25 protein-coding genes and 1 pseudogene are annotated in these 23196 nt (G+C 69.7%); 8 read left to right on the top strand and 18 right to left on the bottom strand.

The features are described 5' to 3' along the window. Window positions 1-6: 6 nt before the first annotated feature. From ASD79_RS24030 to ASD79_RS17490, 4 genes are all read right to left on the bottom strand, one after another. Complete coding sequence (locus ASD79_RS24030) at window positions 7-300, bottom strand: hypothetical protein (protein ID WP_156400554.1); 294 nt, start codon at window positions 298-300, stop codon at window positions 7-9. 295 nt (window positions 301-595) lie between these two features. Next, window positions 596-1753 carry a glutathionylspermidine synthase family protein gene (locus tag ASD79_RS17480; RefSeq protein ID WP_056723872.1) on the bottom strand — a complete coding sequence of 386 codons (1158 nt, stop codon included), beginning with the start codon at window positions 1751-1753 and terminating at the stop codon, window positions 596-598. A gap of 242 nt (window positions 1754-1995) precedes the next feature. Next, window positions 1996-2718 carry a PspA/IM30 family protein gene (locus tag ASD79_RS17485; RefSeq protein WP_056723875.1) on the bottom strand — a complete coding sequence of 241 codons (723 nt, stop codon included), beginning with the start codon at window positions 2716-2718 and terminating at the stop codon, window positions 1996-1998. 25 nt (window positions 2719-2743) lie between these two features. Beyond that, a complete protein-coding gene (locus tag ASD79_RS17490) occupies window positions 2744-3172 on the bottom strand; it encodes a YjfI family protein (RefSeq protein ID WP_056723877.1) in 429 nt (142 codons plus the stop codon). A gap of 172 nt (window positions 3173-3344) precedes the next feature. On the opposite strand from ASD79_RS17490, the gene ASD79_RS17495 reads away from it, so the two are divergent. The 6 genes and pseudogenes from ASD79_RS17495 to ASD79_RS17520 all read left to right on the top strand — a co-directional run bounded on the left by ASD79_RS17495 (window position 3345) and on the right by ASD79_RS17520 (window position 9854). Further along, window positions 3345-3998: a DUF2491 family protein gene (locus ASD79_RS17495; protein ID WP_056723879.1), complete on the top strand. Its 654-nt coding sequence runs from the start codon at window positions 3345-3347 to the stop codon at window positions 3996-3998. Between the two features lie 97 nt (window positions 3999-4095). Further along, complete coding sequence (locus ASD79_RS17500; RefSeq protein ID WP_056723881.1) at window positions 4096-4509, top strand: DUF350 domain-containing protein; 414 nt, start codon at window positions 4096-4098, stop codon at window positions 4507-4509. A gap of 11 nt (window positions 4510-4520) precedes the next feature. Beyond that, window positions 4521-5147 (top strand): DUF1190 domain-containing protein, encoded by a 627-nt coding sequence (locus tag ASD79_RS17505; RefSeq protein ID WP_056723883.1) that lies wholly within the window; start codon window positions 4521-4523, stop codon window positions 5145-5147. A 234-nt stretch (window positions 5148-5381) separates the two neighbouring features. Then, window positions 5382-6113 (top strand): annotated as a pseudogene (locus ASD79_RS17510) (response regulator transcription factor); the annotation flags it as partial. Beyond that, window positions 6110-7492: a FecR domain-containing protein gene (locus ASD79_RS17515; protein ID WP_056723889.1), complete on the top strand. Its 1383-nt coding sequence runs from the start codon at window positions 6110-6112 to the stop codon at window positions 7490-7492. The pseudogene ASD79_RS17510 and the gene ASD79_RS17515, both read left to right, overlap by 4 nt. A gap of 76 nt (window positions 7493-7568) precedes the next feature. Further along, window positions 7569-9854, top strand: a complete 2286-nt coding sequence (locus ASD79_RS17520; protein WP_056723891.1) for a CHASE2 domain-containing protein — start codon at window positions 7569-7571, stop codon at window positions 9852-9854. A 135-nt stretch (window positions 9855-9989) separates the two neighbouring features. Here the strand turns inward: ASD79_RS17520 and ASD79_RS17525 are convergent, their stop codons facing one another. The 5 genes from ASD79_RS17525 to ASD79_RS17545 form a co-directional block, all read right to left on the bottom strand. Continuing rightward, window positions 9990-10742: a class I SAM-dependent methyltransferase gene (locus tag ASD79_RS17525; RefSeq protein ID WP_056723893.1), complete on the bottom strand. Its 753-nt coding sequence runs from the start codon at window positions 10740-10742 to the stop codon at window positions 9990-9992. 83 nt (window positions 10743-10825) lie between these two features. Further along, window positions 10826-11350: a hypothetical protein gene (locus ASD79_RS17530; RefSeq protein WP_156400555.1), complete on the bottom strand. Its 525-nt coding sequence runs from the start codon at window positions 11348-11350 to the stop codon at window positions 10826-10828. A gap of 79 nt (window positions 11351-11429) precedes the next feature. Continuing rightward, window positions 11430-11615, bottom strand: coding sequence for a hypothetical protein (locus ASD79_RS17535; protein ID WP_056723898.1), 186 nt, complete (start codon window positions 11613-11615; stop codon window positions 11430-11432). Continuing rightward, a complete protein-coding gene (locus ASD79_RS17540) occupies window positions 11612-11980 on the bottom strand; it encodes a hypothetical protein (RefSeq protein WP_056723900.1) in 369 nt (122 codons plus the stop codon). The genes ASD79_RS17535 and ASD79_RS17540 overlap by 4 nt, the downstream gene beginning before the upstream one ends. Window positions 11981-12107: 127 nt before the next feature. Then, a complete protein-coding gene (locus ASD79_RS17545; RefSeq protein ID WP_056723902.1) occupies window positions 12108-13601 on the bottom strand; it encodes an amino acid permease in 1494 nt (497 codons plus the stop codon). Window positions 13602-13636: 35 nt separating this feature from the next. Here ASD79_RS17545 and ASD79_RS17550 point away from each other — a divergent pair, with 35 nt between their 5' ends. Beyond that, entirely contained in the window at window positions 13637-14128 is a 492-nt protein-coding gene (locus ASD79_RS17550; protein ID WP_235524496.1) for a VOC family protein, read from the top strand. A gap of 130 nt (window positions 14129-14258) precedes the next feature. On the opposite strand, the gene eutC is transcribed toward ASD79_RS17550, so the two are convergent. From eutC to ASD79_RS17570, 4 genes are all read right to left on the bottom strand, one after another. Next, entirely contained in the window at window positions 14259-15068 is an 810-nt protein-coding gene (gene eutC, locus ASD79_RS17555) for an ethanolamine ammonia-lyase subunit EutC (RefSeq protein WP_056723904.1), read from the bottom strand. Continuing rightward, a complete protein-coding gene (locus tag ASD79_RS17560; protein WP_056723905.1) occupies window positions 15065-16453 on the bottom strand; it encodes an ethanolamine ammonia-lyase subunit EutB in 1389 nt (462 codons plus the stop codon). Before ASD79_RS17560 ends, eutC begins: the two co-directional genes overlap by 4 nt. Window positions 16454-16751: 298 nt before the next feature. Next, window positions 16752-18851, bottom strand: a complete 2100-nt coding sequence (gene cckA, locus ASD79_RS17565; protein ID WP_056723907.1) for a cell cycle histidine kinase CckA — start codon at window positions 18849-18851, stop codon at window positions 16752-16754. 136 nt (window positions 18852-18987) lie between these two features. Further along, a complete protein-coding gene (locus ASD79_RS17570; RefSeq protein ID WP_056723909.1) occupies window positions 18988-19422 on the bottom strand; it encodes a MarR family winged helix-turn-helix transcriptional regulator in 435 nt (144 codons plus the stop codon). 77 nt (window positions 19423-19499) lie between these two features. On the opposite strand from ASD79_RS17570, the gene ASD79_RS17575 reads away from it, so the two are divergent. Further along, on the top strand, window positions 19500-19853 hold the full coding sequence (locus ASD79_RS17575; RefSeq protein WP_056723911.1) for a hypothetical protein: 354 nt from the start codon (window positions 19500-19502) through the stop codon (window positions 19851-19853). A gap of 15 nt (window positions 19854-19868) precedes the next feature. Here the strand turns inward: ASD79_RS17575 and flhB are convergent, their stop codons facing one another. From flhB to ASD79_RS17600, 5 genes are all read right to left on the bottom strand, one after another. Next, window positions 19869-20942: a flagellar biosynthesis protein FlhB gene (gene flhB / locus ASD79_RS17580; RefSeq protein ID WP_056723912.1), complete on the bottom strand. Its 1074-nt coding sequence runs from the start codon at window positions 20940-20942 to the stop codon at window positions 19869-19871. 12 nt (window positions 20943-20954) lie between these two features. Further along, a complete protein-coding gene (gene fliR, locus ASD79_RS17585) occupies window positions 20955-21710 on the bottom strand; it encodes a flagellar biosynthetic protein FliR (protein ID WP_056723914.1) in 756 nt (251 codons plus the stop codon). Window positions 21711-21721: 11 nt separating this feature from the next. Beyond that, entirely contained in the window at window positions 21722-21985 is a 264-nt protein-coding gene (gene fliQ, locus ASD79_RS17590; RefSeq protein ID WP_007669621.1) for a flagellar biosynthesis protein FliQ, read from the bottom strand. A gap of 263 nt (window positions 21986-22248) precedes the next feature. Continuing rightward, window positions 22249-22752 (bottom strand): RidA family protein, encoded by a 504-nt coding sequence (locus ASD79_RS17595; protein WP_056723916.1) that lies wholly within the window; start codon window positions 22750-22752, stop codon window positions 22249-22251. A gap of 24 nt (window positions 22753-22776) precedes the next feature. Next, window positions 22777-23169, bottom strand: coding sequence for a cytochrome c (locus tag ASD79_RS17600; protein WP_056723919.1), 393 nt, complete (start codon window positions 23167-23169; stop codon window positions 22777-22779). Between the last annotated feature and the right edge of the window lie 27 nt (window positions 23170-23196).

Raw genomic sequence — 23196 nt, forward strand, 5'->3', positions numbered from 1 at the left:
AAAAACTCAATGGATTTGAGGGATGACCGCGGCGCGAGAGCGGTGAACCGGAAAAGCGTTCTTGAGCGAGTCTCTGACCCTTCGGACGTCAAGATCTTCGTAGTCCACGGAGACATTGATAGTCTTTGGCGCGCCTAGCCGACGGGTTGCCTCCTCGAAGACAAGCCGGCCCGCGTATTGCAAATAGGCACGCTCCGCCGGGTTGGCGGAGACTCGCAATGAACCGATGCTGCTCACGGCGGTTGGTGCAAGGTCGGCGGCAACCTGAAAATTTCCGAGCCGAAGCGACACCACGGCCATCAGGAGGTTCGTCGTCGTAGACTCCACCGTACCAGGAGGCGCTAAGCCATATATGCGCACGAGCCTACGCTCAGCGGAAAGATAGTCCTGCCGAGCTACATCCTTTTGCGCACGGACCAACTCGACCGCCATGCGCACGACCGCAGGCAAGTGCTTCAGGTTCCGAAGCGCGACCATGAGGCGGCTAAACCCACGCTGCGGCATATCCTAACGGCCTCTCCACAGTTGCCGGCTTCAACATAGATGCTCGCGCAGACGAAAGTCCGAAACGGGTCGAATCTCGCGGTGCGCGCCCCTACCCCTCGATCACGTGCGGCACGAACCGCGCCAGGTTCTTGGTCACCACGCTGTCGTCCTCGCGGATGCCGATGCCGACCGGTTCGGCCCCGACGATCCAGGCGCCGACCACCGGGCGCTTGCCGTCGAATTCCGGCGGCGGGTGGTAGGCCTGGAGGATCGCGCCCTCCTGGCCATAGCCCTGGTCGAGCACGGGTTCGTCGCCGCCGACGATCTCGACATTGGCCCCTTCGCGCGAGAACAGCGGCTTGCGCACGTACCGCCCGCCGAGGTTCGAGGCGGCGGGGTCGCCCTCGAAATAGGCCTCCAGCAGGTTGGGGTGGCCGGGGTGGCGCTCCCACAGCAGCGGCAGGGCGCCCTTGTTGGACAGGATCGACTTCCACGCGGGTTCCAGCCAGCGCACCTGGGCGGTCTTCAGGTGGGCGGCATAGGGCTCGCGCAGCATGTGCTCCCACGGATAGAGCTTGAAGGCCGCCTGCAACACGAAGCCTTCCAGGTCGACGAACTGGCCCTCGGCGTTGACGCCGATGGCGTCCATGGCCACGAACTTCGGCTCGATGCCGGCCTGGATCGCCAGGTCCTCCAGGAAGCGCACGGTCTGGCGGTCCTCGACAGCCTCGGCGTCGCTGGCGAAGTGGACGAAGCCGCCGGTCGGGAACAGGGTCTTGAACCGGTCGCGCAGCGCCTCGAACAGGCTATTGAACTGGTCGGCGTTGGCCGGCAGCGTCCCGTTGGCGATCAGTTCTTCCAGCCACAGCCACTGGAAGGTGGCGGCCTCGAAGACGCTGGTCGGGGTGTCGGCGTTGTATTCGTAGAGCTTGGGCTTGCTGACGCCGTCATAGCCGAAGTCGAAGCGGCCATAGAGCGACGGCGACTTGGCGCGCCAGGAGGCGGCCACGAAGTCGCGGTGCTCGGCCGGGATCGCCAGCCGGGTCATCAGTTCCTCGCTGGCGACCACCTCGTCGACCAGGTCCAGGCACAGGTCATGGAGCTCGGCGGCGGCCGGCTCCAGGTCGTCCTCCACCTGCTTGAGGGTGAAGGCGTAGGCCACGCTCTCGTCCCAATAGGCCTGGCCCTCGGTGTGGTGGTAGACGAAGCCGACGGCCTCGGCCTTGGCCTTCCAGTCGGGACGGGGCGTCAGCTTGAGGCGGCGCATTGTGGTCATCCTCTGAGTCCATCCGGCCCCTCGGGTCGCGCGAAGTGCGCGCCCAAGCGCCGAGGCAATGGACAGGGAGCAAAGATAGGGTGAGCCTTTGACCTTCGGGCCGAAATCCTCGTCCTTCGACAAGCTCAGGATGAGGATTTCTACTGAACCGCCGCGAAACTAGCCCTCATCCTGAGCTTGTCGAAGGACGAGGGCTAGTTTCGCGGCCTCGACCGTCAAAGGCTCAGGACGTCCTAAGCCTCGTCAGGCTTCTGCTCGATCTGCAGGGTCGGCTTGGCCGGGGCCAGGCGCGCCAGGACGTCGTCGGCCGAGGACTGGCCGGGCAGGATGCCGGCCAGGCGCAGCTTCTCGTCCAGGTCGGCGCCGGTGCGGCGGTCTTCCAGTTCACCGGCCGCCTTGATGCGCTCGCCGCGGATCGCCTGCTTTTCCTTGATGCGAGCCAGGCTGTCGGCGGCCGAGCCCAGCGACGAGCCCGCGCCGGCGCCGCGCGCGGCGACCGAGGCCTGAGCCTTCTGGACGGACTCGTTGACCTTCACGACGTCGACCTCGCGACGCAGGGTCTCGATGCGGCGGTCGGTGGCGCTGATGGCGGTGTGCAGCTGGTCTTCGGCGACCCGCATGTCGGCGACCTGCGGCTCCTTCAGGGCGATGTCCGACTCCAGGTCGGCGATGCGCTGGGCCACCTGGCGGGCCAGGTCCATGTCGCCCTTGGTGACGGCGGCGCGGGCCGAGCCCTCGTACTTGACGACCTGGTCGCGGAAGCTGGCGACTTCCTTTTCCAGGATGCGTCGGCGGGCCACCAGGCTGGCCATGTCGTCGCGGGCCTTGCCCTGGGCGGTGTCGGCGTCGCGGATTTCCTGGTCGAGGATGCGCAGGGCGTTGGCGTCGACGACGGCCGAGGTGGCGTCATGCGCGCCCGCGCGACCCAGGGTGAACAGCTTTTGCCAGATGGACATTGGAAGGCTCCGAAGGGTCGTGGAATCAGGCGGCGGGGGTGAAGGACGAGCGCAGGTCCGAGGCGGCCTCGATGGCGTTCTCGGCCAGGGCCCGCAGCTCGATCAGAATGTCGTCCAGCGACGAGGTCGTCGCCAGCTCGCCGAACAGCTCGTAATAGTCGCGGTCGCCGACCGCGCTGATGCCGAAGTTCGACAGCGGCACCAGCTTCTGGGCCTTGAGCAGGAATTCGTTGAAGGCGTGGCGGTCCTTCTGTTCGTCGACCGGCCACAGCAGCGTCGAGGCGGCGATCTGCTGGTCGCTGACGCTGACATAGATCTCCAGGTCGCCGTGATCGTGCATGGTGACCAGCAGGATCGGATCGGCGCCCTCGACGACGCGGGCCGTCATGGCGTCGCTGAATCCGTCGCCAAGGGCGGTCTTCAGCGAGCGAACAGTCCAGGCGGGGGTCGTCATCGGGCGGTGTCTCCAATCGGCGATGAGTGTTTCATACTAGATGGGCGGACGAACGCCAGTCGTCGAGAGCGCAACCTTGCGTGCTCGCATGACAAGTTGGTAATGGCGCGGCCCCTTTTGCGAAGGCGGCGCGCGTCGTACATGTGGACGAGTTTCGCATTCGGATCGCTTCATGTTCAGCAAGCTCTTCGGCCGCAAGGACAGCGCGCCCGCCTCGGCCCTGCCGGCGATCCGCAACGTCACCCTGGGCCGCACGGTCTGGCTCGACACGCTGGCCTGGCGGCGGCTGGGCGACGACCTGAAGTTCGTGCTCGACACCGACACCCTGGAAATCACCGCCCAGGGCTTGGTCGAGCTGCGCGAGGGCGGCTTCGTCCACCGGTTCTACACCGACGACAACGTGATGTTCCAGGCGGTCTCCGACGACCGCGAGGGCCAGCGGGTCACCGACATCACCGTCTTCATCCCCTGGGACAGCGCCTATCCGGGCGGCCGGGCCGACGAGGAGGCCTGGGCCAAGCGCCTGCGGGCCCGCACCTTCACCGGTCCCGGCCTGCCGGAATACCGGCGCGACTGGTTCGGCGACGAGGCCGACAGCCAGGAACCGGTGAGCTTCTGGGAAGACGTCCACGACGACCGCGACGGCATCCCGGATCGGCGGATCTTCCAGACCTGCATGCTGTTCTCCCGCGATTTGCCGGGCGACGGCCGCGAGCTTCTGCTAGCCATTCAGCAGGAAAACGAGAACGAGGACACGCGCCAGCGCGAGGTCTCGTTCGAGATCATGGTCGGCGTGGCGTTGAACGTCGGCGAATTCCGGGCCTAGCGCCCAAGAGCGTGGCAGCCGAAAGTGTGAGCGGTTTTGGCGCCCGCCACGCTCTTAATGTTTAGTTTGGAGCCTCCGGCTCCAAGGGGGAATGAGAATGAGCGACCTGCACGGATTTGGCGGCAACGCCCTGGCGTTCCTGGTGGCCTTCGTCGCCGCCGGCCTGTTCACCGTGGCCTTCAAGGTCATCTACCAGTGGGTGACGCCCTATAACGAGGCCAAGCTGATCCGCGAGGGCAATGTCGCCGCGGCCCTGGCCCTGGGCGGCGCCCTGGTGGGCTACGTGCTGCCCCTGGCCTCGGCCCTGAGCAACACCGTCAGCCTGATCGAGTTCTGCGCCTGGGCCGCTCTGGCCGGCGTGATCCAGATCGCCGCCTTCACCCTGGTGCGCATCGTGGCGATGAAGGACCTGACCAGCCGGATCGAGAAGGGCGAGATCGCCGCCGGCGTCTATCTGATGAGCATCTCCCTGGCGGTCGGCCTGCTCAACGCCGCCTGCATGACGGCCTGAGGAGAGCGACCATGTCGGACCAACCCTCTCCCCCGCGTCGCCGCCTGCGCTCCAGCGGCCTGGCCCTGACCAGCCTGATGGCCGGCACGGCGATGTCGATCAGCGCTTGCGACGGCTCGCCCGGCGCCACCCAGTGGGGCGACCCGCCGGCCGCCGTCTCGAGCGTCGACGCCAAGACCTTCGCCAGCCTGGACGAGTGCAAGAGCTCCGGCGACATGACCGCCGAGCAGTGCGACACCGCCTACGCCCAGGCCCAGAAGGACAGCGCCGCCAACGCGCCCAAGTTCGGCGACCAGCAGAGCTGCGAGGAGCGCTACGGCGTCGACCAGTGCGTGCCGCGCAGCAGCCAGGGCGGCGGCAGCTTCTTCACCCCGCTGCTGACCGGCTTCATCGTCGGCCAGGCGCTCAGCAACATGGGCGGCGGCTATCGCGGCGCGCCGATGTACCGCGACCGCGACGGCGGCTACGTCAACGGCTCGGGCTATCCGGTGTCGCGCGACTACGTCACCGGCCGCACGCGGGTGCGCTCCGACAGCTTCGACGCGCCCGAGGCCCGCGCCCCGGCCCGGGTCCAGAGCCGCAGTTCGGTGATCTCGCGCGGCGGCTTCGGCGGCGGCGGACGGTCGTACGGGGGGTAGGCGCCCGCTACCAACATGATCCGGGATGAGCGGAACCGTGGGGCCTCGAACTGGACTGTAAACCATTGTAAAATTGCCGGGACAACCGGAGCGGTTGGGATTTCGGCGGGCTAGTCTGCCAGCGCGGACGGCCGCCTTGGTCCATGCCCCCCACGGATTTGGCGTCGCCCCGCCGCGCGTCCCATGCTTCGACTCCATGCGAAGCGCGGGACGCGCGAGTTCTTCTGGTTTGCAAGTGAGCCCATGAAAGTCGCCCTGCTCGACGACGACGACAGCCACAACGCGCTGGTCGCCGCCCTTCTCGGGCCGGCGGGTTATGACTGCACCAGTTTCACCCACCCCGAACGCCTGCTGGCCGAGCTGCGCCGCCAGACCTTCGACCTGATCATCCTCGACTGGAACATGCCCGACCTCAGCGGCATCGAGACCCTGCGCCGGATCGGCGAGGTGCTGACCCCCGCGCCGCCGGTGTTGCTGCTGACCAGCCGCTCGATCGAGGCCGACCTGGTCGAGGGCCTCAACGCCGGGGCCGACGACTACATCGTCAAGCCGCTGCAGCCCCCGGTGCTGCTGGCCCGGGTCAACGCCCTGGCCCGCCGCGCCTATCGCCCGGCCGCCATCCCGCAGGTCGAACAGCACGGGCCCTACCGCCTGGACCCCGGCGCCCAGACGGCCGGCTGGGGCGACCGGGTCGAGGCCCTGACGCCCAAGGAGTTCCAGCTGGCCTCGCTGCTGTTCAACAACCTGGCCCGGCCGCTGTCGCGCGAGTACCTGCTGCGCCGGGTCTGGGGCCAGCGGCCGGACCTGGAGACCCGCACCCTGGACGCCCACATCTCGCGCCTGCGATCAAAGCTTCACCTTCGGCCCGCGAACGGCTTTAGACTGACCACGGTCTACGGGTTCGGCTACCGACTGGAAGCCTGCGAACCCGAAGCCGACACCGCGACCGGAGCCGTTCCCTCATGAAGCTTGCCCCTGTGCGGGACCTCGCCGCCGCCGCGGCGTTGAGCCTCGTTCCTGGCATGGCCCTGGCCGGTCCGCCGACCGCTCCGCCTCCCCCCTCGCCCATCGACGCGCCGATCACCTACGTGGTCCAGCGGGGCGACACCCTCTACGACCTGGCCAAGGCCTATCTGCGCAGCGTCAACGACTACCGCCACGTGCAGCGCGTCAACCGGATCAGCCAGCCCCGCGCGCTGCCGATCGGCGCGCGCCTGCGCATCGACCCGGCCCTGCTCCGCACCGACCCGCTCGACGCCCGGCTCAGCGCCTTCAGCGGCCGGGTCCAGGTCGAGACCGGCGGCCGCCTCGCGCCGGCTCGGGTCGGCATGGCGATCCTCGAAGGCCAGCGGCTGATCACCGGCCCCAACGCCTTCGCCACCATCGACATCGCCGACGCCTCGCGGGTCACCCTGCCCTCCAACACCAGCCTGCGCGTCGTGCGCCTGCGCCAGGTGGTGCTGACCAGCGCCCCGCAGCGGATCTTCCAGCTGGACGAGGGCCGCGGGACGGTGTCGGCCACCCCGACCACCAACCCCAACGCCCGCTTCGAGGTCCGCACGCCGGTCTCGATCTCGGCCGTGCGCGGCACCGAGTTCCGGGTGCGCTACGCCCCGGCCCAGCCGGGCCTGCTGGCCCGCGCCCAGACCGAGGTGCTGAAGGGCGCCGTGGCGGTCTATGCGCCCGACGCCAGTTCCGTGGTCCTGAACACGGCGACGGCCACCCCGGCCGGCTTCGGCGTCACCGCCACCGCCGACGCTGTCAGCGGGCCGACCGCCTTGCTGCCACCGCCCCGCCTGGCGGCGGGCGACGACCGGCAAAGCGAGCGGATAGTCCGCTTCGCCGCCGAGCCCGTGGCCGGGGCCGCCGCCTACCGGATGCAGCTGTCGCGCGACGCCGGCTTCGTCGACCTGTTCGCCGAGGCCACGGCGCCCGAGCCGGTCGCGGTGTTCGACGACATGCCGGGCGGCACCTATTTCATCCGCCTGACCGCGCTGGACGGCGGCGGACTGGAAGGCCTGGGGGCCGACTACAGCTTCGACCGCGACCTGGACACCCTGGAGCCGGGCCCCTCGCCCACGCCCAGCGTCGAAGGCAAGCACCGCTACTTCCTGTTCCGCTGGAACGCCGCCGGCGACGGTGTGCGCAGCTTCCGCTTCCAGCTGTTTTCCGGAACCGAGCCGGTCTCGCCGATCGTCGACCAGCCCGGCCTGACAGACCCACAGCTGACCCTCACCGACCTGCCGCCCGGCGCCTATAGCTGGCGCGTCAGCGCGGTGCGGTTCAAGAAGGGGACCTACACCGAACGACTCGGCCCATTGCAGCCATTGCAGATCGGTCGCTAGAACCTTGTTCAGCGCTTTTTCCTCAAGCGAACCGACACCCGCTTCACTCGAAAACGCTTCGGGCCTGGATCTTCCCTTGCGATTGTTCCGACGCCACCCGCCCCGGTCCACCAAGCGTCGGCTGCTCAGCTGGCTGGTCGTCGCCGCCCTGACCAGCCTGGCCCTGGCCGCCCTGACGGCCAGCCCGCTGACCACGCGGCTGGACAACATCCTCTATGACCGCCTGCAGCGGGCCTCGGCCCGGCCGGTCGACCCGTCGATCCTGATTGTCGGCGTCGACGAGCGCAGCCTGCGCGAACTGGGCGCCTGGCCCTGGTCGCGGGCCAGGCACGCGGCGATGATCGACCGACTGACCCAGGCCGGCGCCAAGGCCATCGTCTACGACGTGCTGTTCAGCCAACCAGCCCCCGACCCGACCGACGACGCGGCCCTGGCCTCGGCCATCGCCCGCTCGGGCAAGGTCTACCTGCCACAGTTCCTGGAGTCCGACGGCCAGGACGGCGCCCCACCGACCCTGGTCGGGCCGCTGCCCGAATTGGCCCAGGGCGCGGCCGGCCTTGGCCTGGCCCACGTGCGGTTCGACGCCGACGGCGTGGTCCGGCGCATGGCCCCGTTCGAGGCGGGTGGCCCGGACCTGGCGCCCGACCTGATGACCGTGGTCCATCGCGCCACCAAGGCGTTCGGCGCGCCCGACGCAACGCGCGGCTCGGCCCAGACCCTGCTGATCCCCTTCGCCGGACCGCCCGACCGCTATCGCCAGATCGCCTTTTCCAGCGTGCTGGCCGGAGAGATCCCGCCCGAGCTGATCGCCGGCCGCACGGTGTTCGTCGGCCTGACCGCGCCGGGCCTGGGTCCCGCCTTCCCGACCCCGGTCACCCCCGACGCGGCCAGCATGACCGGCGTGCAGCTGCAGGCCAGCGTGCTGGACGGCCTGCGCGGCGGCAAGATGGTCAAGCCAGCCGGCCTGGTCAGCCGCCTGACCTTCGCGCTCAGCCTGCTGTGGCTGCTGCTGGCCGGCCTGCTGGTGCTGCCGCCGCGCGCCGCCCTGCTGCTGCTGGCCAGCCTGCTGGCGGTCGCCCTGGGCGTCAGCGCCGCCCTGTTCGGCGTCGCCCACCTGTGGCTGTCGCCGGTGGCGGCGATCCTTGGCCTGGCGGTGGTCTCGCTGGTTTGGGGCTGGGGCCAGCTGGGCCGGGTCAACGACCTGCTGGGCCATCAGCTGGATCGCCTGCGGTCGGCTGGGCCGGCTTCCTCCGCCCGCGACGAAGCCGGCTTCGAGAGCGACGTCGTCGCCCGCCAGGCCTTCAGCCTGGGCGCGGCCATTACCCGGATCGACGACCTGCGGCGGTTCTCGGCCGACGCCCTGTTTAGCCTGCCCGACGCCACCCTGGTGGCCGACGCCGAGCGCCGGGTGATCGCCGCCAACGCCGCCGCCCGGACCTTGCTGGGCCGCGCGCCCCAGGCGACGGCCGGCGGGACCCTGGCCTGCGCCCTCAACGCCCTGGAGCCGCTGGGCCGCACCTTCCCGCCGACCTGGCCAACCGAGGCCGACAGCGGCCGGGCCATCGACCTGCACCTGGCCGACGGCCGCGCCTACCAGTTGCAGACGGTGTTCCGTCGCGACGAGGCGGGTGGCGACGCCGGCTGGATCCTGCGCCTGGCCGACATCACGCCCCTGACCGCCGCCATGCGCCAGCGCGAGCAGGCCCTGCAACTGCTGACCCACGACATGCGCTCGCCGCAGACCTCGATCCTGGCCCTGCTGGCCACCACGCCGGACCTGCCGGCCGACGTCTCCGAGCGCCTGGCCGCCTGCGCCCGCCGCACCCTGGCCCTGGCCGACGGCTTCGTGCAGCTGGCCCGGGCCGAGGTCACCCAGACGATCATGGAGCCGCTCGACGTCTGCGACGTGGCCGTCGAGGCGGTGGACGAGTTGTGGCCGCAATGCCGCCAGCGCCGGATCGAGATCCGCCAGGAGGGCGGTGACGCGCCGATGATGGTGCTGGGCGACCGCGGCGTGCTGGCCCGGGCCCTGGTCAACCTGATCGGCAACGCGGTGAAGTACAGCCCCGACGGGGCCGGCATCACCGTGCGCGCCGCCGCGGTGCTGGACGACGGCCGCACCTTCATCGACCTCGCCGTCGTCGACCAGGGCCCGGGCCTGACGCCCGAGGAGGCCGCCCTGGCCTTCCGTCCGTTCCAGCGCTTCGACCGGCCGGGCGCCAGCGCCATCGACGGCGCCGGCCTGGGCCTGGCCTTCGTCCAGGCCGCCGCCGCGCGCCACGGCGGCGCGGTGACCTGCACCAGCACGCCGGGACAAGGGGCGACGTTCACGCTGAGACTGCCGGAGGTGGCGGCGGGATAGGCGCCGTGCGTCCTTCGAGGCCCTCCGTTGGAGGGCGCCTCAGGAAGAGGAATTCTGTGCTGCCTTCCTCATCCTGAGGTGCGTAGCGTAGCGAAGCCTCGAAGGACGCACGGTCCCTGGCTCCGCCCCGCCCCCCTACGGCTTGACGAACTTCAGGATGAACTGGTCCGTCTTGCCCCGGATGGCGGGGTCGAAGACGATCAGGGTGCGCGGGTCGGCGGGGTTGCGCAGCAGCGGGCTCTCGGCCGCCAGCTTGAAGCCCGCGCCTTCGACCTCCTTCTTGACCGCCGCGATGTCGATGCGGTGCAGGCTGTCGGACGCCGTGGTCCCCGAGCCGTCGGCGGCGGCATGGTCGACGATCAGGAACACGCCGCCGGGCTTCAGCGCCTTGAAGATCGCGGCGTCGATCGCGGCGGCGGCGCCGGCCGGCGACGATTTCAGGTGCAGGTCGTGATAGTTCTGGACGGTGATCACCAGGTCCAGGTCGCCGGGCAGGTCCAGCGCGCCGAGACTGCCGTTCAGCGGCGTGACGTTCTTGTAGGCCCCGGCCACGGCCTTCAGGTCTTCGCCGTAGCTGGCCTTGTAGGCGATGAATTCGGCGGGCTGGTAGGCGTAGACCTTGCCCGTCGGGCCGACGGCCGGTGACAGGATGCGGGTGAAATAACCGCCGCCGATGATGAAATCCAGCGCCTTGGCGCCCGGCTTGACCCCGGCCAGGGCCAGGATCTCGCCCGGATGCCGGGCGGCGTCGCGGGCGGTGTCGGCCGCCGGACGGGCCGGGTCGGCCAGGGCGGCGGTGATGTTGGCCGGAATCTGGGCGTAGACCGGAAGGGCGAACGCGCCGACGGCGAACGCCGCCAGGATGGAAAGCATGGGTCGCGACGTCATGGGGGTTTCCTCACCTTTGGCTTTGGACTTCGATAGCGTGTCCAGAGCATCGGGTGAACGACGTTCTGCGAGATGACGGATTGTTAATCCTGGCCCTTGCCGGGCGGCGAGCTCAGGGCCGCCAGCAGTCGGTCGGCCAGGTCCGTCGCATCCGTGCCGGACGAACGCACCGTGGCCCACCCTGTCGGCTTGCCGGTGGCGACGTCGAGGACCACGAGGGTGGCGACGCGGACGGGGCCGCGACGCGACCACAGGCGAAGCCGGGTGGGGGCGCTGCGCCACGGGGCCTGGGCGGCCAGGGGGCCGGCGGCGGCGGAAACCCCGACGGCGGGCGGCGAGGTCCCGACCGCCACCTGCACCAGATAGGCCGGGGCCCGCGCGCCGGAGGCGTCGGCCCCACCGGCGACCAGGCGGCTCAGCACCTGGGCTTCGATCGCCTTGGCTAGGGCCGCGTCGGCCTCGGTCGGCGCCGCCGGGCTGGTCGGGGCGGCCAGGGCCTGGCCGGCCAGGGCTGGAAGGGCGCCATCATGCGCCAGGCGCGGCGGGGTGGCGCAGCCGGCCAGCACCAGGGTCGAGAACGCGACCGAGGCCGTCACTACAATACGCACGTGTGTCTGCTCCCCGACCGAAGGCTCGGTCCTCAAACTCTAGCTTCCGGACGCGGCCGGGTCATCCGTTTCGAAGGACCTAGGTCTGGCCCAGCCAGACGATCAGCCGCCACAGGCCCCAGCCGATGACCGCCCACAGCGCCAGGCTGACCAGGCCGGCGACGGCCAGGAACACCAGCCGGGGACGGCCGTCAGCCTTCCGGTGCGGGGCCGGGTGCAGACCCAGGCGGTCGGCCAGGTCCTGCAAGGCCGTCATCACGTTCATCGCGCCCCGACGCCAACGCCCCGACGGGCGTTGGCGGGCGTTTCGCCGCGCAACAGGCCATAGGCCTGGTCGGTCAGCGCCCAGCGATGGCTGTAGGGCCCGTAGGGCAGGTGCAGCAGGCCCGATGCGCGCGGATCGCTGGCCTGACCGCAATAGGCGGCGAAGGCGGCGTCCAGCTCGCGCCGCAGGCTCTCCGGCGGGCGATAGACGCCGCGCTGCTTGGCGATATAGGCCACCACCAGGTCGCGATGCGCCGCACCGCCCAGGTCCAGCAGGGCCTGGGTGATCTCGGCGACCAGCGGATTGAGGAACGCGACCCCGACGCTCGTCGCGCCAAGGCCGCGTGTCGCGACCGCCCGGTTCATGGTCCATCCCCTAAAACGCTGTTCGGCGGATGTTAAAGGGCATGAACCCCAGCGCCACCAGAGGTGGTGGCCTCGTTTTTACAAAGCGTTACATTGACCTGGCGTCCCAAACCCGCCGTCGATCGGGTCAATGCGTCTCATAGGCCGCCTTGCCGCCGTTGAGGGCGAAGGCTTCTTCCGGCGACAGCACCAGCTTCTTGCGGCCGAAGGCGGCGAAGTAGGCGATGCCGACCGCGAACCAGACGGCCACGCCGATCACCCCGCTGCGATAGATCGGGTCTTTCAGTTGGTAGAAGATGGTGACCAGCGAGATCACCACCGTCAGGACCGCGCCGGTGACCCCGAACCGGCTCTTGTAGGGCCGTTCCATCAGCGGGAACTTGCGGCGTAGCAGGATGAACGACACGCCCTGGGCCACATAGGACAGCATGGCCCCAAACACCGCCATGTTCAGCAGCGTGCCGCCGATCGCCGCCGCGCCCTTCTCGGCCCCCAGGATGAACCAGACCGCCAGCATCACCAGCAGGCCGGCGGCCGAGCCGGTCAGCAGGGCGACGTCCGGGGTCTTGCGCACCCCGTGGGTCACCGACAGGGCGCGCGGGAAGTAGCCGGCCCGCGACAGCGAATAGATCTGCCGGCCATAGGCGAAGATGATGGCGTGGAAGCTGGCGACCAGGCCGGCCACCGCGATCGCCGCCAGGACCTTGGCCAGGCCGCCGCCGTAGATCGTTCGGAAGCCCTCCAGGATCGGCTCGCCCGACTTCGACAGCGCGAAGGCCCCCGGCGCGATGGCGCTGTTGAGCCACAGCACCAGCAGGGCCGAGACGATCAGGGTCGAGATGCCCAGGATGATGCCCTTGGGCAGGTCGCGGGCCGGAGTGTGCGACTCCTCGGCCGCCAGGGGCAGTTGCTCGATGGCCAGGAACAGCCAGACCGCGAACGGCAGCTGGGCCAGGGCCCCGCCGACCCCGGCCGGCAGGAACGGTCCATGACCGTCCTTCAGCTCGGTCCCGCCGGGGCCAACGTTCATGGCGTACTTGAAGAAGTCGGCGTGCGGCAGGGCGCTGACCCAGAACACCACCAGACAGGCCAGGGCCAGCAGGGTGATGAACACCGTGAACTTGAACGACATCGCCACCCCGCCGGCGTTCAGCCCGACGAAAATGACATAGGCCCCGATCCAGTAGAGCGGTTGCACCCAGGCCGGCGTCTCGAAGATGCCGCCCAGATAGCTGCCGATGAAGAAGCAGACGACGGCGGCGGTCAGCACGTATTCGACGTTCTCGCACAGGCCGGTGACGAAGCCGCCCCATGGCCCCATGGCGGCGCGGGCGAAGCTGTAGGCTCCGCCGGTGTGCGGCTGGGCCGCCGCCATCTCGGCGATCGAGAAGGTCAGGCCCAGATACATGACAGTGATGATCAGGGTGGCCACCAGCATGCCGCCCCAGCCGCCGACGCCCATCCCCAGGTTCCAGCCCGAGAACTGGCCGGAGATCACCGCTCCGACCCCCAGGGCCCACAGCGAGAACACGCCCGCATAGCGTTTCAGTCCGCGCTTGTCGAAATACGCGGCGTCGACCTTTTCGTAGCTGACGCCGCCGCCGGCGGTTTCTTCGCTCATGACCCGTCCCCTGATTGCGAGCTCCCGGGGGGAGATTGCACGCGCAAAGCGAGGACGGCGACTCCGCGTTCTGGTGGGCCGGTGTTTGGACGACCGGCGTTCACTATTTCGGCGCCGCGCCGCGGGTCTGCTATGAAGGCGGCATGATCACCATCGACTATCTCGACCACCTGGTGCTGACCGTGGCCAGCCTGGAGGCGACCACCGCCTGGTACCGCGACGTGCTGGGCATGCGGGTGGAGACCTTCGGCGAGGGCCGCACGGCCCTGGTGTTCGGTGGCGAGAAGATCAACCTGCACGAGGCTGGCCAGGAGTTCGAGCCCAAGGCGCTGAGACCGACGCCGGGCTCGGCCGACCTGTGCTTCGTGTCCTCGACGCCGATCGAGGCGGTGATCGAACATCTCGGCGCGCTGGGGGTGGCGGTCGAGGAAGGGCCGGTGAAGCGGACGGGCGCGTCGGGGCCGATCCTGTCGGTCTATGTGCGGGACCCGGATGAGAACTTGATCGAGATCTCGAACCTGGTGTGAGGCGGTAAACGCGAACCCTCTCCCATGGGGAGAGGGAGGGGCCCATGCGAAGCATGGGAGGGTGAGGGGGTAAGACGTCGGACGGCGTGCCGGCAGGGCGCCCGTGAGAAAACGGTGAGGGCGTAACCCCTCACCCTCCCACGCCTTCGGCGCGGGCCCCTCCCTCTCCCTCTGGGAGAGGGTTCAGGGTGGCGTTCCCCAGCAACGCCGTGTCGCTCTCGTCCTTCAGCCCTACCCCCGTCAGCTCCAACCGCAGCGCCTCGCGTGCGTGCCAGGCCAGCTTGAACGCCGCCGCCGCGTAGCTCAGCCCCTCGGCCCGGATGTTGGAGACGCAGTTGCGCATCGCGTCGGTGCGGCCGACCCGAGGATCGAAGGTGATGTAGGCGCCCAGGCTGTCGGGCGACGACAGGCCGGGCCGCTCGCCGACCAGCAGGATCACCAGCCGCGCGCCCAGAAGTTCGCCAACCGCGTCGCCCAGCGCCACCCGCGCCTGGCGGGCGACCACCACCGGCCCCAGGCGCCAGCCGGCCTCCCGCACGGCGGGCAACAGGGCCTCGACCAGCGGCGCGGCGTGGGCGTGGACGGCGGTGCTGGACAGGCCATCGGCGATGACGATGGCCAGGTCGCAGGACCCCCGCGCCAGGGCGGCGCCTCCCGCCGCCGACAGCGTCCGCCCCAGGTCGGGCCGGCGCAGATAGGACGCCCGGTCCGGGGCGGCGCTGTCGACGATCGTCGTCGCCAGGCCCAGGGCCTCGATCGCCGCCGCCACGCTTTCGGCGTCGAACGCCGTATGCACCGCGTCGCGGGCCTGGGCGTGGGCCAGGGCGAGGGCCAGCACCTCGGCGGTCGGCAGGCTGGACCCCGAGCGGCCCAGGGCGATGCGGGCCGGGGTGTGGCGGCGCAGGGCCGTCCAGGGATCGGGCGTGACCGGCGCGTTCAAGTTCTGGCCCCCGCCCCCGCCGTCAGCAGCGGGTGGCCGGCGGCGCGCGGGGCCAGGCGGCCGTCGGCCCCGACGATCCGCGCGCGCTCCAGCCAGGCCTCGAACTCCGGCGCCCGTTTCAGGCCCAGCAGCTCGCGGACATAGAGGGCGTCGTGGAATGAGGTCGACTGGTAGTTCAGCATCACGTCGTCGGCCCCCGGCACGCCCATGATGAAGGTGACGCCCGCCGTGGCCAGCAGGGTCAGCAGGCTGTCCATGTCGTCCTGGTCGGCCTCGGCGTGGTTGGTGTAGCAGACGTCCACCCCTAGCGGCGCGCCCAGCAGCTTGCCGCAGAAGTGGTCCTCCAGGCCCGCCCGGATGATCTGCTTGCCGTCATAGAGGTATTCCGGCCCGATGAAGCCGACCACGCTGTTGACCAGCAGCGGCTCGAAGGCCCGGGCCACCCCGTAGGCGCGGGCCTCCAGGGTCTGCTGGTCGATCCCATGATGCGCGCCGGCCGACAGGGCCGAGCCCTGGCCGGTCTCGAAATACATGACGTTGTCGCCGACCGTGCCCCGGTTCAGCGACCGGCCGGCGTCGAGACCCTCCCGCAGCAGCGCCAGGGTAACCCCGAAGCTGGCGTTGGCCGCCTGCGTGCCGGCGATCGACTGGAATACCAGGTCGACCGGCGCGCCGCGCTCGATCAGCTGGATCGCCGTGGTGACGTGGGTCAGCACGCAGGACTGGGTGGGGATTTCGAAGCGCTGGATCAGGTCGTCCATCAGCCGGGTCAGGTCGGCCAGCACCGACAGGCTGTCGCTGGCCGGATTGATGCCGATCACCGCGTCGCCGCAGCCGTAGAGCAGGCCGTCCAGGATCGAGGCGGTGATCCCGGCCGGGTCGTCGGTCGGGTGGTTGGGCTGCAAGCGCACGGCCATGGTCCCGGGAAGGCCGATGGTGTCACGAAACTTCGTCGTCACCCGGCATTTGGAGGCGGCCAGGATCAGGTCCTGGTTACGCATCAGCTTGCTGACCGCCGCCACCATCTCCGGCGTCAGGCCCGGGGCCAGGCGGGCCAGGGCGGCGGGCGTGGCGATCTCCGACAGCAGCCAGTCGCGAAACTCGCCGACCGTCAGCGACGCTACCGGCGCGAAGGCCTGGGCGTCGTGGCCGTCGAGGATCAGCCGAGTGACCTCGTCGGTCTCGTAGGGGACCAGGGCCTGGCCCAGGAAGGCCCTCAGCGGCGTGTCGGCCAGGGCCATCTTGGCGGCGACATTGTGCTGGGCGCTGGTGGCGGCGATCCCGGCCAACACGTCGCCCGAACGCAACGGCGAGGCCTTGGCCATCAGGTCGGCCAGACCCTCGAAGGTCCAGGTCGTGGCTCCCAGCGTCGCGCGATAGGTCATGGCGGTGAAGGTGGCGCCGATGGGCGCGGCTGGGAAGCCGGCGGCGTGGTGACGGGATATTCAAGGCGATCCTGCGCCATCGTTGATCGCGGACCTGCCGTTTCGCCTACGCGACGCGCGCTTCCTCCTCAACGTCCGTCATCCCGGGTTGTGCCCACGGTTCAGCCGACGGTGAAGCGCTTTGGCGCTCTGGCGCGCCACACCTCCGCACCCTGGGGCGGACAGATGGGCCGGACAGCCTCTGCGAGGCTTCCGGGATGACAACCCATTTGGAGCTTCGGTGTCTCCAGGGGACTCCCTAAGCCGCCGCCATCTGCTGCTTGACCCGCTCGGCCAGGGTCTTGATGTCGATCGGCTTGGGCAGGAAGGTGACCCCCGTCTCGCCTTCCAGCAGGTCGCTGAACTCGGCCTCGGCATAGCCGCTGATGAACATCACCGGGGCGTTGCCCAGATAGGGGCGGGCCTTCTTGAGCAGGGTCGGGCCGTCGATGCCGGGCATGATCACGTCGCTGATCAGCAGGTCGATGGTCCCGGCGTGCGCCTCGGCGATCAGCAGGGCCTCCTCGCCGTCGCAGGCCTCCAGGACCTCGTAGCCCCGGGCCCGCAGCAGGCGGGCGGCGACGCCGCGCACGGCGTCCTCGTCCTCGACGAACAGGATGCGGCCGGCGCCCGACAAGTCGCGGGGCGGACGCGGCCTGGCCGGTTCGGCGACCGCCAGGGCCGCCGCGGCGGCCGCCTGCTGGGCGGGGGTGGCCTCATAGACCGGCAGGAAGATGCGGAAAGCCGCGCCCTCGTTCGGGCGGCTGTGGACGTGGATCCAGCCGTCGCTCTGCTTGACGATGCCGTAGACCGTGGCCAGGCCCAGGCCGGTGCCCTCGCCCACCGGCTTGGTGGTGAAGAACGGGTCGAAGATCTTGCCCATCACCTCGGGCGGGATGCCGGGGCCGTCGTCGCTGACCTCGATGAACGCCTGGTCGCCCAAGGCGCCGGGGAAGCCCAGGCCCTGGGCCTCTTCCTGGGTCAGGCGGGCGACGCGGATGCGCACCACGCCGCCGCCCTTGGCCGCCCGCACCGCGTCGCGGGCGTTGACGGCCAGGTTCATGACGGCGGTCTCCAGCTGGCTCTTGTCGGCCCGCACCTGCGGCAGGTCGCGGCCGTAGTCGGTGACCAGCTTGACGTCCTCGCGCAGCAGGCGGCGCAGCAGGACCTCGAACTCGCTGATCAGTTCGCCCAGCTCCAGCACCTCGCGCTGCACGGTCTGCTTGCGGCTGAAGGCCAGCAGCTTGCGCACCAGGTCGGCGGCGCGGACGCCGGTCTGGCGGATCTCGTTGAGGCCTTCGTAGGACGGATCGCCGACCGGATGGCGGTGCAGCAGCTCGTCCAGGCGCAGCTGGATGGCGGTCAGCAGGTTGTTGAAGTCGTGGGCCACGCCGCCGGCCAACTGGCCGATGGCCTGCATCTTCTGGGCCTGGGCGAGCTGCAGCTCCATCTGCTTCTGCTCGGAGACGTCGATCAGATAGGCCACCAGCCGCCCGTCGACGCGGTACAGATAGAGGTGGGCGATGCGGGTCGGGTCACGGGCCAAGCGCACCTCGAACGGCCCCGCCTTGCCCTCGGCCAGGCGGGCGTCGGCGTCGGCCCGCGACGGCGGATCGATCAGGGCGCCGAACAGCGTGCCGGTCGGCACCGGGCCAGCCATGGCGTTCAGGGCCGGATTGGCTTCCAGAATGCGGGCGTTGAAGGGGTCCAGGCCTTCCAGCAAGGCCGCGCCGAACGGCGAGGCGCCGGAGAAGGCGTCCAGGGTGCGGGGAGCCGGGGCGGCCTCCGCCACGGTCGGGGCCGGGGCGACCGCCAGCGGCAGGGCCGGCGCCTCGATCACCACGGGCAGGCGCACCAGCAGTCGGCCGCCGCGCAGGCGGGAGGCCTCGGCGCGGTGCTCCCGGCCGGCGAGGATCAGCACCCCGTCGGCGCGCTCGCCGCCGCGGGCCTTGACCAGGGCGGCGAACAGGCCGGCCCCCGCCGCGCCCTTGGGCAGGCGGCGGGCGTCGCCCACGGTCAGGGCCCAGGCGTCGTTGGCGGCCAGCACGCGGCCGTCGGCGGCGGTCAGGGCGGCGGGTTCGGACAGGGCGTCGATGAAGGTCTCGGCGCCGTCCAGGTCCTGGTCCTGGCTCGAGGTCGAGGCGCGGATGGCCACCAGGCCCAGGATCGCCACGCCGGCGACGCCGCCCAGCAACAACAGGCCCGCCAGGGTGGTCGGTCCGGCACGCAGGGCGGGCGCGGCGGCGAACACCGCGGCCAGCACCAGGAACACCGCCGCACCCCAGATCAGGAGGTCGGGGCGACGCTTGGCGCCGGGGATGTCCTTTACGTCGATGTCTTTCAGGGACGTCTCGGTCATGGGGGACCGATATCCTTCTTCAGCCTTTACGGGACCTTGTCCCTTCGATTCGCGGCACAGGATACTCTTAACGCGTCGTCTGAGCGCGATCCCTGATCGATTGTCGATTCCGTGACGGAATGGAGGAGGCTCCGCCCTAGGGTTTTCCGCCGCCGACATTGACGCGTAGCCGGCCCAGCAGGTCGCGCAGTTGGTCCACCATCGCGTCATCGAGGTCGCCGCGCAGGCGGACGTCGAAGCGCTCGGCCGTCTGGCGCAGGTGGAGAAATCGGGCCCGTCCCTCGGGGGTCAGGCTGACCTGGTGCGAGCGGCGGTCGCCCGGGTCGCGCGCCCGGACGATCAGCCCGTCGGCCTCCAGGCCGTTGAGGTGGTGGGTCAGGGTGGGGCCCTGGACCCCGACCGCCTGGGCCAGCTCGGACTGGCTTCGCTCGCCGCCGGGCGCCAGCGACAGCAGCACCAGCCAGACCGGCAGCGACCCGCCGGCTTCGACCATGGCGTCGTCGAACGCACGGGCCACGGCCTTGGAGGCCTGGGAGAGCACGAAGCCGATCGGCGGTTTGGTGGGTTTCATGACTCAATATATAGACATCGAATGATTCGACGTCTATATATTTCGCGCCAGACTGCCCTCCGCGAAAGGACCCCGCCATGACCATCGGATTGATCCTGCTGCTGTCGTTCCACGTGCTGGCCGCCATCTTCTGGGCGGGCACGACCTTCGTGCTGGCCCGGACGGGCGGAGCCGGGATCGAGGCCTTGCGCCGCCCGCAGACCGGGGCCGCGGTCGTCGCCGTGCTGACCGGCGCGGGCCTGGGCGCCTGGGTGCATGGCGGCGCCTTCGGCCGCACCGAACAGGTGCTGATGATCGCGGTCGTCGCCTCCCTGGCCGCCTTGACCGTCCAACTGCTGGACCGCGCCCATCCCGCCCGCAGCCAGCGCATCGCCGCCGGCCTGCTGATGATCGCCGTCGTCGGGATGGTGGCGGCGCGCTACGTGGCGTGACCGACCTCAGCCGCCTCAGCCCCGCGCCTTGGCCTTCTTGTTGTTCATCACGAAGCCGATGACCTTGGCCACCGCCTCGAAATGGTCGGCCGGGATCTGCTCGTCCACCTCGACCGAGGCGTAGAGGGCGCGGGCCAGGGGCGGGTCTTCCAGCACATAGACCCCAGCCTCCTCGGCCACGGCGCGGATCCGCAGGGCCAGGGCGTCGACGCCCTTGGCCACGCAGACCGGCGCGGCGTTCTCGCCCTGCTCGTATTTCAGCGCCACGGCGTAGTGGGTGGGGTTCATGACCACCACGGTCGCCTTGGGCACGGCCTGCATCATCCGCTGGCGCGAGCGCTGCATGCGCAACTGCTTCTGCTTGCCCTTGACGTGAGGGTCGCCCTCGGACTGCTTCATCTCGTCCTTGACGTCCTGCAGGCTCATCCGCATGCGCTTGTTGAAGCGCATGCGCTGCCAGAACCAGTCGAAGCCGGCCGTGCAGATCAGGAAGATCAGCACCGCCCAGAACAGCTTGACGCACAGCTTCATCGCCAGCGGCGTCATCGCCCCCACGTCCATGCCCACCAGATTGACGAACTCGAAGGCGTGCGGCTTGACCACGAACCAGGCGATGACGCCGGTGACGATGAACTTCAGGGCCGACTTGGCGAACTGCACGAAGCCGTCGGGGCCGAAGATCCGGCCCAGGCCCTTGATGATGTCCAGCTTCTTGAGGTCCGGCTTGATCTTGTCGGCCGACAGGATGAAGCCGGACTGGCTGACATTGGCCGCCGCGCCCAGCAGGCCCGACACGACCATGACCAGGACCACGGCCGGCAAGGCGGCGAGGATGGCGGTCTTGGCGATCGCCCGGATGCCGCCCTCGACGTCCATGGTGCCGGCGTGGGCCAGGAACGGGGTCAGGGCCCCGACCAGGTCGCGGGCCAGCCAGCCGCCGGCGATCACCACCACCCCAAAGGCGCCCGACAGCGAGGCCAACTGCGAGATGTCGGCGGACTTGGGGACGTCGCCCTTGGCGCGGGCGTCCGACAGCTTCTTGGCTGTTGGTTCTTCTGTTTTCGAGGCGTCGTCAGTCTCTTCGGCCATGCCGACGCTCCCCTAGTTGAACACCGCCAGGAGGTCGCGATAGCGATCGCTCCAGACCATGGCGATGCCGCCGAGCGAGAGGCCCAGCAGGGAGAGGCCCAGGATGACGCTGAGCGGCGAGGTGACGAAGAAGATCTGGAACGACGGCATCACCCGGCCGACCAGGCCGGTGGCCAGGTTGAAGACGATCGAAAACACCAGCACCGGCGCGGCCAGCTGGACGCCCAGCTTGAAGCTGTCGGCCACTGTACGCACCGCCAGAGCGGCGGCGTCGTTGACCGGCACGACGCGGGTGAACGGAAAGATGTCGTAGGACTTGACGATCGCCCCGATGAACAGGTGATGCAGGTCGGTGACCATGACCAGGGTCAGGCCCAGCATCGACAGGAAGGTGGCCACCGCCGTGCTGCTGGGCGCGCCGGCCGGGTTGGCGGTCTGGGCGAAGGACAGGGTGGTCTGGATCGAGATGATTTCGCCGGCCGTGGTCAGCGAGCTCATGAACATCTTCAGCACCGCGCCGATCATCAGGCCGATCAACACCTCGTGCAGCACCGCGCCGGCCAGGGCGCCGACGCCGACGGGCACGGTGATGATGCTCTTGGAGACCAGCGGGGCCAGCAGCATGGCCATCAGCACGGCGAAGGACAGGCGGATGCGCGGCGGCACGACAGTCTCGCCGATGCCGGGAATCAGCATGACCATCGCCCCGACCCGGGCGAAGACCAGGCCGCCGACATAGACCTGAAGAACCGTGGCGTAGCTGTCCAAGTCCCCTGCCCCTACATCCCGGCGATCTTGGCGGCGATCTCGCGCATGAAGCCCGACATCAGCGCGCCCATCAGCGGCAGGAACAGCAGCAGCGAGATGAAGATCGCCACGATCTTGGGGGCGTAGACCAGGGTGGCTTCCTGGATCTGGGTCAGGGCCTGGAACAGGCCGATGGCCACACCGACCACCAGGCCGACGATCAGGATCGGCGCGCAGAGCTGCAGGGTGAGCCAGATCGCGTCGCGTCCGACATCCAGGACTTCGGCTCCGGTCATCGGAGAGCCTCTCATGACGCGCGCACGCGGGGTGGGAACTGATGTCCGCACCATCGCCCGTCATGGTTAACAGCGGGTTAGGGAGGGTTAATGGAAGCTGTGGAGAACCGTGGCGAATGGTCGCCGGGGCGGTCGCTCTTCCCCCTATGGGGGAGGAGCGCCGAAGGCGCGGAGGGGGCAAGTGCGCCAGTGATGCGTCACACTTGCCCCCACCTGGCGACTGCGTCGCCTGTCCGCCCCCATAGGGGGCGGAGCCGAGTCCCTTACTTCGGCTTCCGCGCCGCCTGGACCTCGATCTCGACCAGCATGCCCGGGGCCACCAGCGACGACACCTGGCTGGTGATGCGCGAGGGCTTGTTGGGCTGGGTCGCGGTGCCGAAGAAGGTCTTGTAGGCCTCCATCATGCCGGGGAAATCCATCTTGCCGCCCTTGGCCGGGTCGCCGACCAGCAGGACGCGCATCATCACCACGTCGCCCATGGTCGCGCCCTGGCTCTTCAGCGCTTCCTCGATGCGGCCCAGCACGCCCATCGTCTGGGTCTTGGTGTCGCCGAAGGTGGCGGTCAGGGCCGGATCGCCCTTGTCGACGACCATCGGCGGGGTCATGCCGCTGACATAGATGGTGTCGTAGCCGGCCGGCACGGTCACCACGCTGGCGATCGGCGAGGTGGGCGCGCCGCCACGGACGATCTCGGCGGCGTTTGCAGCGCCGGCTCCAATGGCCAGCATGCTGGTCAGGGCGGCGGCGGCGAGGATCAGGCGCTTCATGGGTCGTCTCCTTGAGGGCTTTTTCTAGTGAGCCTGCAGGTTGCGAGGCTTCTTGGCGGCATTGATCTTGGCGCGAGCGGCGACGACGTCGGCGGTGGTCACCGGCTTGCCCTTGTTGCCCCAGGACGTGCGGACATAGGTCAGCAGCGAGGCCAGGTCGGCGTCGTTGAGGTCGTCCTTGAAGGCCGGCATGCCCGCCCGACCGGCCAGGACGGTGGTCAGCATCGGCGCGGGATCACCCTGCACGAAGGGGTCGCCGGCCAGGGCCGGAAAAGCGCCCTTCACACCCTTGCCGCTGGTCTGGTGGCAAGCGGAGCAATTGTCATTGAACAGCGACTGCGGCGTCGCGGCCTGAACCGACACGGCGAAGGCGGACGCGGCCAACAGGCCGCAGGCGAAGACGATCGAACGGCTCATGGAATCTCCCGAAACACTTCTTCCCCA

It is taken from the genome of Caulobacter sp. Root655 (assembly GCF_001427665.1).
Lineage (GTDB): Bacteria > Pseudomonadota > Alphaproteobacteria > Caulobacterales > Caulobacteraceae > Caulobacter.

Excerpts from the sequence above, each read along its gene's own strand:
- ASD79_RS24030 (WP_156400554.1), bottom strand. The coding sequence starts at position 300 with ATGGCCGTGGTGTCGCTTCGGCTCGGAAATTTTCAGGTTGCCGCCGAC.
- ASD79_RS17480 (WP_056723872.1), bottom strand. The coding sequence starts at position 1,753 with ATGCGCCGCCTCAAGCTGACGCCCCGTCCCGACTGGAAGGCCAAGGCC.
- ASD79_RS17485 (WP_056723875.1), bottom strand. The coding sequence starts at position 2,718 with ATGTCCATCTGGCAAAAGCTGTTCACCCTGGGTCGCGCGGGCGCGCAT.
- ASD79_RS17490 (WP_056723877.1), bottom strand. The coding sequence starts at position 3,172 with ATGACGACCCCCGCCTGGACTGTTCGCTCGCTGAAGACCGCCCTTGGC.
- ASD79_RS17495 (WP_056723879.1), top strand. The coding sequence starts at position 3,345 with ATGTTCAGCAAGCTCTTCGGCCGCAAGGACAGCGCGCCCGCCTCGGCC.
- ASD79_RS17500 (WP_056723881.1), top strand. The coding sequence starts at position 4,096 with ATGAGCGACCTGCACGGATTTGGCGGCAACGCCCTGGCGTTCCTGGTG.
- ASD79_RS17505 (WP_056723883.1), top strand. The coding sequence starts at position 4,521 with ATGTCGGACCAACCCTCTCCCCCGCGTCGCCGCCTGCGCTCCAGCGGC.
- ASD79_RS17515 (WP_056723889.1), top strand. The coding sequence starts at position 6,110 with ATGAAGCTTGCCCCTGTGCGGGACCTCGCCGCCGCCGCGGCGTTGAGC.
- ASD79_RS17525 (WP_056723893.1), bottom strand. The coding sequence starts at position 10,742 with ATGACGTCGCGACCCATGCTTTCCATCCTGGCGGCGTTCGCCGTCGGC.
- ASD79_RS17535 (WP_056723898.1), bottom strand. The coding sequence starts at position 11,615 with ATGAACGTGATGACGGCCTTGCAGGACCTGGCCGACCGCCTGGGTCTG.
- ASD79_RS17540 (WP_056723900.1), bottom strand. The coding sequence starts at position 11,980 with ATGAACCGGGCGGTCGCGACACGCGGCCTTGGCGCGACGAGCGTCGGG.
- ASD79_RS17545 (WP_056723902.1), bottom strand. The coding sequence starts at position 13,601 with ATGAGCGAAGAAACCGCCGGCGGCGGCGTCAGCTACGAAAAGGTCGAC.
- ASD79_RS17560 (WP_056723905.1), bottom strand. The coding sequence starts at position 16,453 with ATGACCTATCGCGCGACGCTGGGAGCCACGACCTGGACCTTCGAGGGT.
- cckA (WP_056723907.1), bottom strand. The coding sequence starts at position 18,851 with ATGACCGAGACGTCCCTGAAAGACATCGACGTAAAGGACATCCCCGGC.
- ASD79_RS17570 (WP_056723909.1), bottom strand. The coding sequence starts at position 19,422 with ATGAAACCCACCAAACCGCCGATCGGCTTCGTGCTCTCCCAGGCCTCC.
- ASD79_RS17575 (WP_056723911.1), top strand. The coding sequence starts at position 19,500 with ATGACCATCGGATTGATCCTGCTGCTGTCGTTCCACGTGCTGGCCGCC.
- flhB (WP_056723912.1), bottom strand. The coding sequence starts at position 20,942 with ATGGCCGAAGAGACTGACGACGCCTCGAAAACAGAAGAACCAACAGCC.
- fliQ (WP_007669621.1), bottom strand. The coding sequence starts at position 21,985 with ATGACCGGAGCCGAAGTCCTGGATGTCGGACGCGACGCGATCTGGCTC.
- ASD79_RS17595 (WP_056723916.1), bottom strand. The coding sequence starts at position 22,752 with ATGAAGCGCCTGATCCTCGCCGCCGCCGCCCTGACCAGCATGCTGGCC.
- ASD79_RS17600 (WP_056723919.1), bottom strand. The coding sequence starts at position 23,169 with ATGAGCCGTTCGATCGTCTTCGCCTGCGGCCTGTTGGCCGCGTCCGCC.